This is a genomic window from Winogradskyella poriferorum, from assembly GCF_050618035.1.
Lineage (GTDB): Bacteria > Bacteroidota > Bacteroidia > Flavobacteriales > Flavobacteriaceae > Winogradskyella > Winogradskyella poriferorum_A.
Genome location: NZ_JBODPY010000001.1, coordinates 1,000,919 through 1,017,471, shown reverse-complemented (window position 1 = coordinate 1,017,471; position 16,553 = coordinate 1,000,919). Strand labels below are relative to the sequence as shown.

Below are 16,553 nucleotides of genomic sequence, written 5' to 3'. Positions count from 1 at the left end.
ATGAATCAATCTAAATCTTATCGCTCCTCCTTTATACTTTTAACAACCTTATTCTTTTTATGGGGATTTATCACAGTTTTAGTAGACTCCTTAATTCCTCGATTGAGAGAACTTTTTACACTCACCTATTTCCAAGCTGGTATGGTTCAGTTTGCTTTTTTTGGTGCCTACTTTTTGTTGTCCATTCCTGCAAGTTATATCTTATCTAAAATTGGATATAAACGAGGCATCATTTTAGGGTTATTTACTATGGCTTTAGGGTGCTTATTATTTTATCCAGCCGCATCCTATCGCGTATTTGGAATTTTTATGCTCGCCTACTTTATACTTGCTGGTGGTATGACTATTCTACAAGTTGCCGCTAATCCCTACGTTGCAGTATTAGGTTCTGAAGATGGTGCATCAAGTCGACTTAATTTATCCCAAGCTTTTAACTCACTCGGTACTGCTATAGCGCCAGCAGTTGGTGCTTTATTCATTTTAAGTGACACCATAAAAACAAAAGATGAAATTGCCGCACTTTCAGAAACTGCCAAAGAAGCATATTTAACGAGTGAAGCATCAGCTGTGCAAAACCCCTTCCTTGGTCTTGCTGTTTTTATTTTAATGATTGCTGGAATATTCTTTTTTGCTAAGCTTCCAAAACTTATTAGTGAAACATCAACAGGCACTTATGCAGATGCCTTTAAGCAAAAGAACTTAATGCTTGGCGTTTTAGGTATATTCTTTTATGTCGGTGCAGAGGTTGCCATAGGTAGTTATTTGGTTAATTATTTTCTAGATATGAATATGGTCGATGTCATAAAAAATAACAGTTTTATGAGATCTATTGCCGAAAGTATTCTTAACTCAGGTCTAGCAGAAAACGATAATAAAGCCATAGTAGGTGTATTTGTCACCTTTTATTGGTCTGGTGCAATGATTGGTAGGTTCATTGGTTCTTATCTAACTAAAATTATGAAACCAGGTAAGGTCCTGGGTATTTTTGCCACCCTTGCCATTTCGCTTATTATAATATCAATTAGTACATCAGGATTGGTAAGCATGTGGAGCATATTAGCAGTAGGGTTATTTAATTCAATAATGTTCCCAACGATATTCACTTTGGCTATTGATGGTATTGGTGAATTAAAACCAAAAGGGTCTGGTTTATTATGTACTGCCATTGTTGGTGGTGCAATTATACCGCCTTTATATGGGAAGTTTACCGACAACTTTGGCTTTAAAGTCGCATTAGTCTTCATCATATTATGTTATGGATACATCTTATGGTACGGTTACAGAAATTCTAAAAAATCAATGGCATGAAGAGAAGAAAATTTATAAAAAAGGCATCGCTGTCAGGTGCAGGTATTGCTTTAGGACATACTTTAATGTCTTGTAACGAAAATGCTGAGAATAAACTTGTAACTCCTGTTACCACATCAACAACGTCTTCATTACCATTGGTTATTGCAACTTGGCATGTTGAAAATGCAACAGCCAAAGCCATGGAAGTTTTGCAAGCTGGTGGTTCATCATTAGATGCAGTAGAACAAGGCTGTAGAGTTGAAGAAGCCAATGAAAAGGGACAATCAGTAGGTAAAGGTGGCTTACCAGATCGAGACGGAAAGGTCACCTTAGATGCCTGTATAATGGATAAACATGGAAACTGTGGGTCAGTCGTTTTTCTTAAAGACATAAAACATGCGGTTTCTGTCGCACGCAAAGTCATGGAAAATACGCCTCATGTCATTCTTGCAGGAGACGGCGCAAAGCAATTTGCTATCTCAGAAGGATTTGAACCCGAAAATCTTCTTACAGAAGCCTCTAAAGAAGCGTGGGAAGAGTGGAACTTAAAAAGTGAATATAAACCGATCATTAACATTGAAAATCACGATACAATCGGTATGCTAGCCATAGATAAAAATGGAGATATCTCTGGCGCCTGCACAACTAGTGGTCTTGCGTATAAAATGTCTGGTCGTGTTGGAGATTCACCAATTATTGGTTCCGGTTTATTTGTTGATAATGAGATAGGTGCCTGTGTAGCAACTGGCCTGGGCGAAGAAGTTGTAAAAACAGTAGGTAGCTTTTTAGTCGTTGAGTTGATGCGTCAAGGAAGGACACCTCAGCAGGCTTGTGAAGAGGCTATTGGGAGAATTGTAAACAAACCTAATAGCAACTATAAGGACTTTCAGGTTGGTTATATCGCAGTGAATAAAAAAGGTGAAACAGGAAGTTACTCAATCCATCAATGGTTTAGCATGACAAAGTTTCAAGATGGTAAAAATGAGCAAATACAATCTGATTTTTTCAATAAAACTAAAGCCACTTAACAACAAGTTTTGCCATCTTCTCCTTGATTCCGTCATAAGGAGGAAATAAAAATTCGGTAGCGCCAAAAAAGTTTTGCTTCACAACTGCACGTTGGTTGCTAAAGGCTTTAAATCCAAAGAATCCATGACTTTTACCGATACCACTATTATTGGTACCACCGAAAGGTAAATTGTGGTTTGCATAATGAATGACATTATTATTAATGCAAGTTCCACCAGCTCTGGTGCTACTAATTACCTTTTTAATATTTGACTTCTTCTTACTATAGACGTAAAGGGCTAATGGTCGTTCTTTTGAATTAATATATGCAATAGCCTCATCTAAATTGGTGTATGAGATTATCGGCATTATAGGTCCAAATATCTCTTCATTTAACAAGGTCGCATCAGTATTAAGATCTGTAACAATAGTTGGGGCAATAAATTTTGTGTTCTCGTCAAACTCACCTCCAACTACGATTTTGGCGTTGTGTGATTTCGCATTTTCAAGGTGTCCTAAAAGTCTGTTATAGTGTTTTGGTGTAACAATTCGAGCAAAAGCATTTGAAGACTTTGGGTCTTCAGAATAAAACTTTTTGATCCAACGCTTACAGGAATCGATAAATTCGTCTCTAACCTTTTCATCTACTAAAATATAATCAGGTGATACGCATATTTGACCTGCATTAAGAAATTTACCCCAAACAATTTTTTTAGAAGCTTCTTTAATATTTGCACTTTCATCTATAATAGTTGGGGATTTACCACCTAGCTCTAGGGTAACTGATGCCAGGTTTTTGGCTGCAGCAGTCATTACAATTTTGCCTACGTTCGGCGAACCCGTAAAGAATATATGGTTAAAAGGCAATTCTAGAAGTTTGGTAGATACCTCAACCTTACCCTCAATTAGTGCTACTTCTTCCTTATCAAAGAGATCCATAATTATTGTAGCCATCAATGCCGATGAGTTCGGTGTCATCTCTGAAGGCTTTATTATCGCAGTATTACCAGCTGCAATTGCTGAAATTAAAGGTCCAAAGGTGAGATTAAAAGGGAAATTCCAAGGTGATATAATTAAACAGACCCCTTTCGGCTCATATATGTAGTATGAACTGGAGCCCAAAAGTGATAAAGGTGTATGCACTTTTTGTTTACGCATCCATTTATGCAAATGCTTCTTTACATAACGTATATCACCCAATATCTGATAGATCTCAGACAACTCAGACTCAATTACTGGTTTCCCCAAATCTTTACTTAAAGCCTCTTTTATTTGCTCTCTGTATGTGATTTCAATAGCTCGATGAAGTGCATCTAACTTATTAACTCTCTCATTATAAGTACTTTGCGCAACCTTGAATTGATTAACCTTTTGCTTCGTAAAAAGCTCATGGTAGGGGTTTTCACTTTTTTGTGTCATTTTTTGCTCTGATGTTTACTGGGATACAAGCCGAAATTGTGCATTTCATCGATGTTTTTGCATTTCTTTGACCGTTCATCCACAAAACAGTTTCTGTTATCCTAAAAATCACCGGTTTTACTGGGCTGCGAGCCGAAATTGTGTATTTCATCGATGTTTTTTACAATCGATTACCGGTTATCTAATTATCGTCTTGATTCATCCAAAATATTAAGTACCAGGCTAACCTTTGACGTTAATTTGTCTCGAAGTTAAAACAAAAAACAACTTCAAACAATTATGAAAAAAGGTTTAGTATTAATATTATTTTTAACGATGTCTCTAGCAAGCTTTGCGCAGCAAGAGCCTATTGCTAATAACGATACTGAACTAGTAGAAACTACTACTGCTGAGAAAGTGGTTGTTAAGAAAGCTACAATTTCTGCTAAAACAAAAGCTAAGGTTTTAAAAATAAACCGTAAGAAGAGTAATGAAATCATAAGCATAAAGGCTTATAGAAAAAGTCTTCAAATTAAAACTAAGACAGTAAAACTTTGCTAAGAGTTTATTATAGATAGATAAAAGGCCAGAACACTTGTTCTGGCCTTTTTTATTTTATAATCTTAAAAAAATAAACTTTAAGATTTCGTAATTTTATAGACTTCAAAACAATTTTTATGTCAGATCAGAAACGCCTTTTTTTAGTTGATGCCTATGCATTGATTTTTCGTGGTTATTATGCGTTTATTAAAAATCCAAGAATAAACTCAAAAGGAGAAGATACATCAGCTATAATGGGTTTTATGAACTCACTATTAGACGTTATTAAACGTGAGCGCCCAGATCATTTGGCTGTGTGTTTTGATAAAGGTGGTAGCGCAGATCGCGTAGAAATGTATGAAGCTTACAAAGCCAATAGGGATGAAACACCAGAAGGTATCAAAACAGCTGTTCCACATATTCATAATATTCTAAAAGCAATGCATATCCCAATTATAGAAAAAGAAGGCTATGAAGCTGATGATATTATTGGGACATTGTCTAGGCAAGCTGAAACCGAGGGATATAAGGTGTTTATGGTAACTCCAGACAAGGATTTTGCACAGCTAGTTACAGATAATATCTTTATGTATAAGCCTGTATTTGGCGGTGGTTATGAAACTTGGGGTATCCCAGAAGTACAAAAGAAGTTTGAAGTTGAAAAACCAGAACAAGTCATTGATTTTCTGGGTATGATGGGAGACTCTAGTGATAATATTCCAGGTTTGCCTGGCGTTGGTGAGAAAACGGCTAAGAAATTCATAAACCAATTTGGTAGTATGGAGGGACTTCTGGCCAATACAGACCAACTTAAAGGAAAGATGAAAGAAAAGGTCGAGGCTAACGGAGAATTAGGCATGCTATCAAAAGAACTAGCTAGAATTATGCTAGATGTGCCTGTATCCTTTGATGCTAAGGACTTTGAATTAGACCATCCAGATATTGATAAGGTAAAGGAAATTTTTCAAGAACTAGAGTTTAGAAGACTAACAGAGAACTTTATCAAAACTTTTAATGGTAATGGCGAAGCTACACCTGCTACTGCTAAAACCAATACAACTGAAAATAAACCAACACCAAAAAAACCACAGTCTGCCGGTGCTGGTCAGTTTTCCTTATTTGGTGGTGATAGTAATGATACTGTAGAAGAAACCAATCAGTTTACCCGTAAAACTGCAGAAACGACTTCTCATTTCTACCAAAGTGTGGCTTCTGGCATGGCGACCAAACTCTTTATTAAAAATCTTCTGAATCAAAGCTCTGTATGTTTTGACACAGAAACTACAAGTATTAATCCACTAGAAGCTGAATTAGTTGGGATTGCTTTTTCTTGGGAAGCAGGTAAAGGGTTCTATGTACCATTTCCTGAAAATAAAGACGAGGCACAATCCTTAATTGAAGAATTCCGACCATTCTTTGAAAGTGAAAATATTGAGAAAATTGGTCAGAACTTAAAATATGATATTAAAGTACTTGCCAAATACAATATAGATGTTAGAGGCAAATTGTTTGACACCATGTTAGCGCATTATCTAATCAATCCAGATATGCGTCACAATATGGATGTGCTAGCAAAGACCTACCTCAACTATACACCGATTTCGATAACTGAACTCATAGGTAAAAAAGGTAAAAACCAATTATCTATGCGCGAGGTACCTATTGATAAACAAACAGAATATGCTGTAGAGGATGCTGACATCACCTTACAATTAAAGGAGCATTTTGAAAAAGAATTAGGTGAAGCCAATACACAAAAACTTTTTAATGATATAGAAATTCCATTACTTCGAGTTTTAGCGTCGATGGAGCTAGAAGGCATTAATCTAGATAAAGAATTCCTTGGATCTTTGTCTGAACAGCTTAATAACGATATTGTAAATCTAGAAAAAAGTATATATGATGCTGCTGGCGAAGAGTTTAATATCGCCTCTCCAAAGCAATTGGGTATCATACTTTTTGAAAAAATGAAACTGGTAGATAAGCCAAAAAAAACCAAAACTGGTCAGTATTCTACTGCAGAAGATGTTTTGAGCTATTTAGCAAAGGATCATGAAATAATAAAAAACATACTCGACTATAGAGGTCTTAGTAAATTAAAAAGTACCTACGTAGACGCTTTACCAGAGCAGGTGAATCCACAAACACATCGCGTACATACCGATTATATGCAAACTGTTGCTGCCACAGGTCGATTGAGTAGTAACAATCCTAATTTACAAAACATTCCTATCCGTACTGAACGTGGTCGCCAAGTTAGAAAGGCCTTTGTGCCAAGAAATGAAGATTATACGTTGCTAGCAGCCGATTACTCTCAAATTGAACTCCGCATAATCGCGGCTTTAAGCGAAGAAGAAACGATGATCGAGGCCTTTAAAAATGGTGAAGATATTCATGCATCTACAGCATCAAAAGTATTTAATGTGCCTTTAACTGAAGTTACTAGAGAACAACGTAGCAATGCCAAAACGGTAAACTTCGGGATTATCTATGGCGTTTCAGCCTTTGGATTGAGTAACCAAACTAATCTAACTAGAAGTGAATCCAAGGAATTGATTGATACTTACTATGCAACCTATCCAAAACTTAGAGATTATATCCAAGATCAAGTTGATTTTGCCAGAGATAATGGTTATGTACAAACTGTACTCGGAAGACGTCGTTATTTAAAAGACATTAATTCTCGTAATGCAGTCGTAAGAGGTGCTGCCGAAAGAAATGCTGTGAATGCACCTATTCAAGGAAGTGCTGCAGATATTATTAAGATTGCCATGATTAGAATTCATGAGAAATTACAAGAAGGGCATTTTAAAAGTAAGATGTTGCTTCAAGTACATGATGAATTGGTGTTTGATATCTTTAAGCCAGAATTAGAGGAGATGAAAAATCTAATTAAATCTGAAATGGAAAATGCTTATAAACTCAAAGTCCCTCTAGATGTTGAACTAGACATTGGTGATAATTGGTTAGAAGCACATTAATATTTATTTTATATAATCTTACTGTAGTGTCTATAATATCTAAAGATATATCAAAAGCTATTAAGCTCCTTAATAATGAAGAATTAGTTGCTATCCCAACCGAAACAGTTTATGGTTTGGCTGGAAACATCTTTAGTGAAAAAGCTGTAAGTGCCATTTTTGCCACTAAAAAGCGCCCAAGTTTCAACCCATTAATTGTACATATTGGGTCCAAAGATTGGTTAAAGGAAATCGTAACACACATCCCAGAAAAAGCGCAGCGTTTGGCTGATGTATTTTGGCCTGGCCCAATTACTCTGGTACTGCCCAAAAAAGAGATTATTCCAGATAATATAACAGCAGGTAAGTCAACTGTTGCAGTGCGTGTGCCCAATCATGCTGTAACCTTAGAATTACTAAAAAATATAGATTTCCCATTAGCGGCTCCTAGTGCAAATCCTTTTAGTAGTATAAGTCCAACTCAACCAGAACATGTAGAAAGTTACTTTAAAAAGGACATTAAAATGGTACTCGATGGTGGACCGTGTAAAAGCGGTATTGAGTCTACAATAATTGGATTTGAAGATGATGAACCTGTTATTTATAGATTAGGTTCAACACCAATCGAAGAGATTGAAAAAGTTGTTGGTCCTATAAAGATCAAAAACAAAAAGGAAGTCAGTCCAGATGCTCCAGGGATGTTAGAGCGACATTATGCACCTAAGACCAAAACTATCCTTACGGACAATTTAACCAAAAGCATTAAATCTCACTCAGATAAACGCATTGGATTATTAATCTTTAATGATATTCACAATGATGATAACATTCAGTTTAAGGTTGTTCTATCTGAAACGAGTAACCTAGACGAGGCCGCCTCAAAATTATATGATGCCTTGCATCAGTTAGACGAGCAAGAGTTAGATATCATCATCGCAGAGCAACTCCCAGACTATGGATTAGGTAAGTCCATTAACGACAGGCTATCTAGAGCAACTAAAAGCTAACGAATCTCATATTTTATCTTAAGTCTAATCGTTAACTTAAAGAATTGATTAACCCTTCCGGTTGGAAATTAATTAAATTCAAAAGTGATGAAAAATATTTTAGTATCTGTAGATTTTAAGGGTAAGGAAAATTTGCTCATTGAGAAAGCAAAAGAGTTAGGTGAAAAGTTTAGTTCTAAAGTTTGGCTTATTCATGTTGCAGCACCAGATCCAGATTTTGTTGGGTATGACGCAGGACCTCAATTTATAAGAGATAATCGCGCTGACATACTAAGAGAAGAACGTAGATATCTTCAGGATTTTGCAGAATCTTTAAACCAGAATAATATAGAAAGTGAAGCGCTATTAATTCAAGGAGCTACCATAGAAACAATTCTCCAGAAAGCTGAAACTTTAGAAATTGATCTTATTATTATGGGCCATCAAAGCCATGGAATATTTTACGAAGCGTTCTTTGGTAATGTTTCAGAATCCATAATAAAGAAATCAAAAATCCCAGTGATGGTAATTCCATTAGATTAATGGTGTAAGTATTTTAATTATTGACGTCTAAACATAGAACAACCATCCTTTTATGAAGTTTAGACTCCTATTAGTCTTATTATGTGCTTTTGCTCCTTTTGGCTTAAACGGACAGACGTGTTGCTCTGGTGGTATTCCTTTATCTAATAATATAGGTTTAGAGTTTTCAGGTGGACATGTCGCCTCTGTTGGTCTCAGCTACGATTTTAATAATCTAAATACCTTAAAGAACGAAACCGAAACACTTAATGACGATTCTCGGTTGAGGACGACACATTCCATTTTATTAAATGCAGGATATTCGTTTAGTGATAGATTCTCAGTCGAAGGACTATTTACTTGGGTAAATCAAAGACGTCTCATTACTCAATTTGACCAGGAAAACTTAGATGCCACGAGCGGTATTGGTGATGCCATAGTAGTACTGCGATATAGATTAATTAAAAACCTTGAAAAGAATTTTAATTTAACACTTGGTTTAGGCACAAAAATGCCTTTAGGTTCCTCAACAGAAACTAGCGAACAAGGTATTGTTCTTAATGCAGATCTTCAACCAGGCAGTAATGCATGGGATTTAATCTATTTACTTAGTGCAACCAAAAACTTTGACTTTAGACCCTCAATGACATTTACCACTCGTATGGTCTACAGACAAACTGGTGAAAATGATACTTATTTTGGAGATTCCACTTATGAATTCGGTAATGATATACAAGTTTATTTGGGTGTGACGGACCAATTTCTAATTAAGAAGACCTTAATTAATCCTGGTTTAACACTAAAATATAGAAATGCGCAAAAGGATAAACTACAAAACATAGATCTGCCTAATACTGGTGGCGATTGGCTTTTTATTATGCCTAGTCTTTCCTTAAATGTTTTTAAAAACACCTCTTTTAACGTAATTGCCGAATTACCCCTTTATGCCCGTCCAGACGGCATACAACTCACACCAACCTACCGCATAACTACAGGGTTTTTAGTAAACTTATTTAATAAGCCTCAATCCATTTTAACAAATTAATTGCTATGAAAAAATTCAAATCTTTATTCATTATCTTTTTAATCGCACTATTCTATAGTTGTGGTAATAGTGATTCACCAAATAATGAGAACGATCCAGACGGCTCATCAAATGGCAATGATAATAATCCTGTAAGTACATGGTTAATCCCAATTGAGGATGTAAAAGATGGAGGCCCAGGAAAGGACGGTATCCCATCTATCGAAAATCCAAATTTTAATTTGGCAAGCGCCACTACTTTAGATGATGATGAAATTGTTATAGGAATAAAAATAGGCAACACGATAAGAGCATATCCGCATTACATTTTAGATTGGCACGAAATTGTAAATGACACCTTTGAAGATGAAAAAATCACTATTTCTTATTGTCCTTTAACCGGGACTGCATTCGCATGGGAAAGTAGTTTTGGAACAAATACTGAAACCACTTTTGGAGTTTCTGGTCTTTTATATAACAGTAACCTGATTTTGTATGATAGAGTTACAGATAGTAACTGGTCGCAAATGTTACTTCAATGTGTTAATGGCGATAATATTGGTGAAAGGCCAGAAATTTATAATGTGGTAGAAACAAACTGGGGAACATGGAAAACCATGTATCCAAATTCTGAAGTATTAACAACCCAAACTGGTTTTGACAAACCATACGGAACCTATCCATATGGTGCTTACAGAACAGATGACGATTTCTTCTTGTTTATTCCAAGCCCCTTAAACCCAGCGTTACCGAATAAGCAGAGGGTCTTTACTATTATAGATGATGACTTTGCCAAGGTATATGAATTCTCAGATTTTCAAGGTGGTAATGTAGTAATTGATAGTTTTAGAAATAAAAACTACCTTATTGCAGGCGATGAAAATATAATTATTGCTTTCGAAGTCAGTGGCATTTTCACACAATTAGACTACAGTTATGCTTATAATAATTCTGAAGTATTTTTAACGGATAATGAAGGAAATTCATGGTCAATTTTTGGTGAAGTTTTAGATGGTCCTAGAGTTGGGCAAAAATTGAGCAATCCTATTAATGTAACAAGTATGTGGTTTGCAACTGCTGCCTTCTATCCAAACCCTCAAATCTATTAAGTTTAAACCTTGAATTAACTTGATTAATTGATACACTTTAAACCACATTTGAAAAGGCCTGATTTTCAATTGAAAAAAACCTGCAAGGAGGTTTGGTAATCCAATAGTTTATCGTAAATTTGCAAACTCTTTTTTCGGAGAGAAATGTTTAATCTATTGTACCATTTGGTACAATTATAAATCAAATTAGTGTGGATACATTAAGCTACAAAACAGTTTCTGCTAACAAAGCTACTGTAAATAAGGAGTGGGTTTTAGTTGACGCTGATGGAGAAACTTTAGGTCGTTTGGCTTCTAAGGTAGCAATACTGTTGAGAGGAAAGCACAAGCCTAACTTTACGCCACACGTTGATTGTGGTGATAACGTAATTGTTATCAACGCAGAGAAAATCAACTTAACTGGAAACAAGTGGACAGATAAAAGTTATATCCGTCATACAGGTTATCCAGGTGGACAAAGAAGTCTGACTGCTACTGAATTGTTTGAGAAAGATCCAACAAGAATCGTAGAAAAGTCAGTAAAAGGTATGCTTCCTAAAAACAAATTAGGAGCACAACTTTTCCGTAACCTAACAGTTGTTACTGGTGCTGAGCACGCTCATGAAGCTCAAAAACCAAAGACAATTAATTTAAAAGAATTTAACTAATGGAAGTAATTCACAAAATTGGCCGTAGAAAGACGGCTGTTGCCCGTGTATACGTTGCCAAAGGAAAAGGTAACATTACGGTGAACAAAAAAGACATGGCAGATTACTTTTCTACTGCGACTTTGCAGTACAAAGTAAATCAACCTTTGGTCATGACTAACAATGATGGCAACTTTGATATTACTGTTAACGTATATGGAGGTGGTATCACCGGCCAGGCGGAAGCTATACGTTTAGCATTATCTCGCGCAATGTGCGAAGTAGATGATGAAAACAGAGCAATATTAAAGCCAGAAGGTCTATTAACTAGAGATCCAAGAATGGTAGAGCGTAAGAAATTCGGTCAGAAGAAAGCGCGTAAGAAATTCCAGTTCTCTAAACGTTAATATCCAACAACACTTAATTCAGAATCTGAAAATTCAGATTCTGAATTATTTTATTTTATTGAAACCGCTACATCGTGTAGCATTATTTAAACCAGTTATTGTTGTCCACAATGGAGACATTGGGATTTAGTTTAGCATCTAAATGATCAAGGCAAGCCAAAAGCAACCACTTGTTCATTGCTAATTCAACAGAACGTAAACTATTACAAAAAATGGAAAAAGTAGAAGTAAAAGAACTACTGGAAGCAGGTGTACACTTCGGACACCTAACACGTAAGTGGGACCCAAACATGGCTCCTTACATTTATATGGAACGTAACGGTATCCATATTATAAACCTTTACAAAACAGCAGCTAAGATTGAAGAGACTTGTACAGCATTAAGTAAAATTGCTTCTTCAGGTAAGAAAATCTTATTTGTTGCTACTAAGAAACAAGCAAAAGACATCGTAGCTGAAAAAGCTGGTGATGTAAACCAACCTTATATTACTGAGCGTTGGCCAGGTGGAATGTTAACAAACTTTGTAACGATTAGAAAAGCTGTTAAGAAAATGGCTTCTATCGACAGAATGAAAAAGGATGGTACATTCAACTCTTTATCCAAGAAAGAACGTTTACAAGTAGATCGTCAACGTGCTAAATTAGAAAAGAACTTAGGTTCAATTTCTGATATGACACGTTTACCAGGCGCTTTATTTGTTGTAGATATTAAGCGTGAGCACATCGCAATTAAAGAAGCACAAAAATTGAATATTCCAATTTTTGCAATGGTAGATACCAACTCTGATCCTCGTCAGGTTGATTATGTTATTCCTTCTAATGATGATGCATCAAAATCTATCAATAAAGTACTTTCAATTGTTTCTTCTGCTATCCAAGATGGTTTAGATGAAAGAAAAGCAGAACGTACTGATAAAGAAGGTAAAGCTCAAAAAACAGAAGCAAAAGCAGAGGCTAAAAAAGCTGAAGTAGCTCCTGTTACAGCTCAAGAGGAAGAATAAAAATTACCTGCTAGAACAGGGAACTAATAACTTAATGTTTTAAAAATAGAAACATGGAAAATACTGTAAAAATTACAGCAGCAGAAGTAAACAAATTAAGAAAAGCTACGGGTGCTGGTATGATGGATTGTAAAAAAGCATTAGTTGAGGCTAATGGTGATTTTGACAAGGCTATCGAAATATTGCGTAAAAAAGGACAAAAAGTTGCAGCAAAGCGTGCTGACAGAGAATCTACTGAAGGTGCAGCGATTGCTAAAGTTAACAATAATAAAACAGTAGGTGTATCTATAGTTTTAGGTTGTGAAACCGACTTTGTTGGTAAGAATGAAAACTTTGTAGCATTAGCACACCAAATGGCTGAATTAGCATTAACTGTTAATTCTAAAGAGGAGTTGTTAGCGGCAAGTATTGATGGTATGACAGTTGCTGATAAATTAATTGAGCAAACTGGTGTTATTGGTGAAAAATTAGACATCAATGCTTTTGAAAAAGTTGAAGCGCCGTTTGTTGGTTCATACATTCACGCAGGAAATAAAATCGCTACGTTAGTAGGATTATCTGCTAGTGTTGATGGTGCTGATGTTGTAGCTAAAGATGTTGCAATGCAAGCAGCAGCAATGAATCCAATTGCCTTAAATGAAGAAGGTGTTGACGCTTCTGTAATTGAAAAGGAAATTGAAATTGCTAAAGACCAATTACGTCAAGAAGGTAAGCCTGAAGCAATGTTAGATAATATCGCAAAAGGAAAATTAAAGCGTTTCTTTAAAGACAACACTTTAGTTAACCAAGCCTTTATTAAAGATAGCAAAGTAAGTGTTGCTGATTACGTAAAGTCAATTGGTGATGTTGAAGTAACTACGTTTAAGCGTGTTGCTTTAGGATAAACCAAAACATAACACATATAAAAAGCCTTCAGACAATGTTTGAAGGCTTTTTTTTGACACTTTTTTCACTTTTTAAGTCGCTAATAATTATGTAGCTTTGTTCAACTTTCAAAAATCAGAATGAAATACAAAAGAATTCTATTAAAATTATCTGGTGAAGCCCTTATGGGTACCAGGCAATATGGTATCGATCCAGAGCGCTTGGCTGAATATGCCCAGGATATTAAAACCATTACAGATAAAGGCGTACAAGTTGCTATTGTTATAGGTGGTGGTAACATATTTAGAGGTGTCGCTGGAGCAAGTAATGGTATGGACCGTGTTCAAGGCGATCATATGGGAATGCTCGCTACAGTTATAAATGGACTTGCATTACAGAGTGCTTTAGAAGACGCTGACATTCCTACCAGACTGCAAACAGCAATAAAAATTAATGAAGTTGCCGAACCTTTTATTAGACGTAAAGCCTTAAGACATCTAGAAAAAGGGCGTGTAGTGATTTTTGGAGGTGGTACGGGTAACCCATATTTCACAACAGATTCTGCTGCAGTACTAAGAGCGATTGAAATGGAAGCTGATGTTATTTTAAAAGGAACTCGTGTGGACGGTATCTATAATGCCGATCCAGAAAAAGACAATACTGCCATTAAGTTTGATCAAATTTCGTTTGATGATGTATTGAGTAAAGGTCTGAAGGTCATGGACACAACAGCTTTTACACTAAGTCAGGAAAACGAATTGCCAATAATTGTATTTGATATGAACAAAAAAGGCAATCTATATAAAGTAGTTTCAGGAGAAAATATTGGAACTGTAGTCAATATTTAAATTTGGCTTAAATTTTGATAATTCTGAATAAAAACAAATTACAATGAACGAAGAGATAGAGTTTATTATAGACACCGCAAAAGAAGCAATGGATGCTGCTATAAAGCATCTAGAAAAGCAATTGGTTAATATTAGAGCTGGGAAAGCCAGCCCATCAATGTTAGGGAGTGTAATGGTAGATTACTATGGTGCCCAAACTCCTCTTAATCAAGTAGCAAACGTAAATACTCCAGACGGAAGAACTATTTCTGTACAGCCTTGGGAGAAAAGTATGCTTCAAGAAATAGAACGAGGTATTATGATTGCAAATCTTGGTTTTAATCCAATGAATAATGGTGAAACTATTATTATTAATGTGCCACCATTAACAGAGGAGCGAAGAAAAGACCTAGCAAAACAAGCCAAATCGGAAGCAGAAGATGCTAAAATTGGTGTTAGAAATGCGCGAAAAGACGCCATGCACGAGATTAAGAAAACTGATGCTTCAGAAGACGTTCAAGGAAATGCTGAGATTGATATACAAGAATTAACAGATAAATACGTTAAGAAGATAGACAGTATTCTAGATGTCAAAGAAAACGAAATAATGACCGTCTAGATTTTCAGAAAAAATTAAAAAGCATCCCAAAAAAAGGGATGTTTTTTTTAAGGACTATTTCCCATATGAAGAAGCATCTATTTGTTGTTTGTGCCTTTCTTTTAGCAACAAATTGCTTTGCTCAAAATCCGATTGAAAAAGAAAAAGATTCATCTAAGATTAAGCAAGATTCAATTAAAAAAATTGAATTTATCCGCAAACTGGGCAATGGCTACCTACCTTTTAATTATTTCAATTTAGACTTAAGGTATCTTATTAAATACAATCAATTTGAAGGATTTAGGACTGGACTTGGTGGCATTACTAATGAAAAATTCTCAAGTCGTTATCGCCTTAATGGATATTTAGTTTATGGTTTTCGCGACGAACGCTATAAATTTAGTATTGGTGGTGGCTTTAGAGTCAACGAAAATTCAAACACCTGGATAAACCTGACCTATACAGATGATTTACAGGAAACCGGAAGTTCCAATTTTCTAACAGACAAACGATTCTTTACCTTTTTTGAACCACGATTACTTAATATCGACCTGTTTCATAGGCATATTACCAAATCCATATCGATTGAACATAAAATATCAAATCACCTCCTCTCCGAAACACAATTAGCCACCAGTAAAATTAATCCCACATACAATTACAATTTTGTACTAGATAATGTGAGCTACAATACTTTTGACTTAAGTACAGCAAGAATAAGCTTACAATGGAGTCCATTTAGTGTTTACAAATACGAAAAAGACTATATCGTAGAAACTAAAGATGGTTATCCAAAATTCACATTGCAGTATACACAAGGGTTTAATGATGTGCTCGGCAGTAATTTCAATTTTTCAAAATTAGATTTTCGCACCAAATACCAAATTGCACATAAAAACGATGCACTATCTACATTCACCTTAGTGGGTGGTTTAGCCAATGGAGAAGTGCCATTAACCCATTTATATCACGCTTATCCTAACAACATAAGAAAGGAAACCATCTTACAACGTTTCTCAGTGGCAGGCCTTAATAGTTTTGAGACCATGTACTTTAATGAGTTTTTCAGTGATCGATTCAGTACGCTTCAGGTTAAACATTATTTTAGACCCTTTAAGATTACCGAATGGTTTAAACCACAGCTTGTTTTAATCTCTCGATATGCTGTGGGAACTATGAATAGTATAGACAGACACCAAGGTGTATCTTTTAATACACTTGATAAATTGTATTCTGAATCTGGCTTTGAAATCAACAAATTACTTTTTGGTTTCGGATTGAGTTTTGCTTATCGCTATGGTGGTTATCATTTACCAAATTTTGAGGATAATCTCGCCTTTAAATTCACCTTTAATTTAACATTGTAATCAATATTATATTACTGTTAATTCAG

16 protein-coding genes are annotated in these 16,553 nt (G+C 35.5%); 15 read left to right on the top strand and 1 reads right to left on the bottom strand.

Annotated features, from left to right (window positions below):
- A complete protein-coding gene (locus ACRHOC_RS04545) occupies positions 1 to 1,308 on the top strand; it encodes a sugar MFS transporter (RefSeq protein ID WP_431157372.1) in 1,308 nt (435 codons plus the stop codon).
- Entirely contained in the window at positions 1,305 to 2,318 is a 1,014-nt protein-coding gene (locus ACRHOC_RS04540) for an isoaspartyl peptidase/L-asparaginase family protein (RefSeq protein WP_431157370.1), read from the top strand. Before ACRHOC_RS04545 ends, ACRHOC_RS04540 begins: the two co-directional genes overlap by 4 nt.
- Here the strand turns inward: ACRHOC_RS04540 and ACRHOC_RS04535 are convergent.
- A complete protein-coding gene (locus tag ACRHOC_RS04535; RefSeq protein ID WP_431157369.1) occupies positions 2,305 to 3,717 on the bottom strand; it encodes an aldehyde dehydrogenase family protein in 1,413 nt (470 codons plus the stop codon). The genes ACRHOC_RS04540 and ACRHOC_RS04535 overlap by 14 nt on opposite strands.
- Before the next feature lie 279 nt (positions 3,718 to 3,996).
- Between ACRHOC_RS04535 and ACRHOC_RS04530 the strand changes: the two genes are divergently transcribed.
- From ACRHOC_RS04530 to ACRHOC_RS04470, 13 genes are all read left to right on the top strand, one after another.
- A complete protein-coding gene (locus ACRHOC_RS04530) occupies positions 3,997 to 4,257 on the top strand; it encodes a hypothetical protein (RefSeq protein WP_431157367.1) in 261 nt (86 codons plus the stop codon).
- A gap of 116 nt (positions 4,258 to 4,373) precedes the next feature.
- Positions 4,374 to 7,217 (top strand): DNA polymerase I, encoded by a 2,844-nt coding sequence (gene polA, locus ACRHOC_RS04525; RefSeq protein WP_431157365.1) that lies wholly within the window; start codon positions 4,374 to 4,376, stop codon positions 7,215 to 7,217.
- 26 nt (positions 7,218 to 7,243) lie between these two features.
- A complete protein-coding gene (locus ACRHOC_RS04520) occupies positions 7,244 to 8,203 on the top strand; it encodes an L-threonylcarbamoyladenylate synthase (RefSeq protein ID WP_431157364.1) in 960 nt (319 codons plus the stop codon).
- Between the two features lie 87 nt (positions 8,204 to 8,290).
- Positions 8,291 to 8,725 (top strand): universal stress protein, encoded by a 435-nt coding sequence (locus ACRHOC_RS04515; RefSeq protein ID WP_431157362.1) that lies wholly within the window; start codon positions 8,291 to 8,293, stop codon positions 8,723 to 8,725.
- 52 nt (positions 8,726 to 8,777) lie between these two features.
- Positions 8,778 to 9,749, top strand: coding sequence for a hypothetical protein (locus ACRHOC_RS04510; RefSeq protein WP_431157361.1), 972 nt, complete (start codon positions 8,778 to 8,780; stop codon positions 9,747 to 9,749).
- A gap of 5 nt (positions 9,750 to 9,754) precedes the next feature.
- Positions 9,755 to 10,837 (top strand): DUF3179 domain-containing protein, encoded by a 1,083-nt coding sequence (locus ACRHOC_RS04505; protein ID WP_431157360.1) that lies wholly within the window; start codon positions 9,755 to 9,757, stop codon positions 10,835 to 10,837.
- Between the two features lie 191 nt (positions 10,838 to 11,028).
- Positions 11,029 to 11,484, top strand: a complete 456-nt coding sequence (gene rplM / locus ACRHOC_RS04500) for a 50S ribosomal protein L13 (protein ID WP_431157359.1) — start codon at positions 11,029 to 11,031, stop codon at positions 11,482 to 11,484.
- Positions 11,484 to 11,870 (top strand): 30S ribosomal protein S9, encoded by a 387-nt coding sequence (gene rpsI, locus ACRHOC_RS04495; protein ID WP_431157358.1) that lies wholly within the window; start codon positions 11,484 to 11,486, stop codon positions 11,868 to 11,870. The genes rplM and rpsI overlap by 1 nt, the downstream gene beginning before the upstream one ends.
- A gap of 212 nt (positions 11,871 to 12,082) precedes the next feature.
- On the top strand, positions 12,083 to 12,871 hold the full coding sequence (gene rpsB, locus ACRHOC_RS04490; protein WP_431157356.1) for a 30S ribosomal protein S2: 789 nt from the start codon (positions 12,083 to 12,085) through the stop codon (positions 12,869 to 12,871).
- 53 nt (positions 12,872 to 12,924) lie between these two features.
- Positions 12,925 to 13,755, top strand: coding sequence for a translation elongation factor Ts (tsf, locus tag ACRHOC_RS04485; RefSeq protein ID WP_431157355.1), 831 nt, complete (start codon positions 12,925 to 12,927; stop codon positions 13,753 to 13,755).
- Between the two features lie 120 nt (positions 13,756 to 13,875).
- A complete protein-coding gene (pyrH, locus tag ACRHOC_RS04480; RefSeq protein ID WP_431157354.1) occupies positions 13,876 to 14,583 on the top strand; it encodes a UMP kinase in 708 nt (235 codons plus the stop codon).
- A gap of 43 nt (positions 14,584 to 14,626) precedes the next feature.
- A complete protein-coding gene (gene frr / locus ACRHOC_RS04475) occupies positions 14,627 to 15,181 on the top strand; it encodes a ribosome recycling factor (RefSeq protein WP_431157353.1) in 555 nt (184 codons plus the stop codon).
- Between the two features lie 65 nt (positions 15,182 to 15,246).
- Complete coding sequence (locus ACRHOC_RS04470) at positions 15,247 to 16,527, top strand: DUF5686 family protein (protein ID WP_431157351.1); 1,281 nt, start codon at positions 15,247 to 15,249, stop codon at positions 16,525 to 16,527.
- Positions 16,528 to 16,553: the final 26 nt, after the last annotated feature.

Bases quoted from the DNA above. Each gene is read 5' to 3' on its own strand.
- frr (WP_431157353.1), top strand. From the start codon at position 14,627: ATGAACGAAGAGATAGAGTTTATTATAGACACCGCAAAAGAAGCAATG.
- ACRHOC_RS04510 (WP_431157361.1), top strand. From the start codon at position 8,778: ATGAAGTTTAGACTCCTATTAGTCTTATTATGTGCTTTTGCTCCTTTT.
- ACRHOC_RS04535 (WP_431157369.1), bottom strand. From the start codon at position 3,717: ATGACACAAAAAAGTGAAAACCCCTACCATGAGCTTTTTACGAAGCAA.
- ACRHOC_RS04545 (WP_431157372.1), top strand. From the start codon at position 1: ATGAATCAATCTAAATCTTATCGCTCCTCCTTTATACTTTTAACAACC.
- tsf (WP_431157355.1), top strand. From the start codon at position 12,925: ATGGAAAATACTGTAAAAATTACAGCAGCAGAAGTAAACAAATTAAGA.
- pyrH (WP_431157354.1), top strand. From the start codon at position 13,876: ATGAAATACAAAAGAATTCTATTAAAATTATCTGGTGAAGCCCTTATG.
- ACRHOC_RS04505 (WP_431157360.1), top strand. From the start codon at position 9,755: ATGAAAAAATTCAAATCTTTATTCATTATCTTTTTAATCGCACTATTC.
- ACRHOC_RS04470 (WP_431157351.1), top strand. From the start codon at position 15,247: ATGAAGAAGCATCTATTTGTTGTTTGTGCCTTTCTTTTAGCAACAAAT.
- ACRHOC_RS04515 (WP_431157362.1), top strand. From the start codon at position 8,291: ATGAAAAATATTTTAGTATCTGTAGATTTTAAGGGTAAGGAAAATTTG.
- rpsI (WP_431157358.1), top strand. From the start codon at position 11,484: ATGGAAGTAATTCACAAAATTGGCCGTAGAAAGACGGCTGTTGCCCGT.
- polA (WP_431157365.1), top strand. From the start codon at position 4,374: ATGTCAGATCAGAAACGCCTTTTTTTAGTTGATGCCTATGCATTGATT.
- ACRHOC_RS04530 (WP_431157367.1), top strand. From the start codon at position 3,997: ATGAAAAAAGGTTTAGTATTAATATTATTTTTAACGATGTCTCTAGCA.
- ACRHOC_RS04540 (WP_431157370.1), top strand. From the start codon at position 1,305: ATGAAGAGAAGAAAATTTATAAAAAAGGCATCGCTGTCAGGTGCAGGT.
- rpsB (WP_431157356.1), top strand. From the start codon at position 12,083: ATGGAAAAAGTAGAAGTAAAAGAACTACTGGAAGCAGGTGTACACTTC.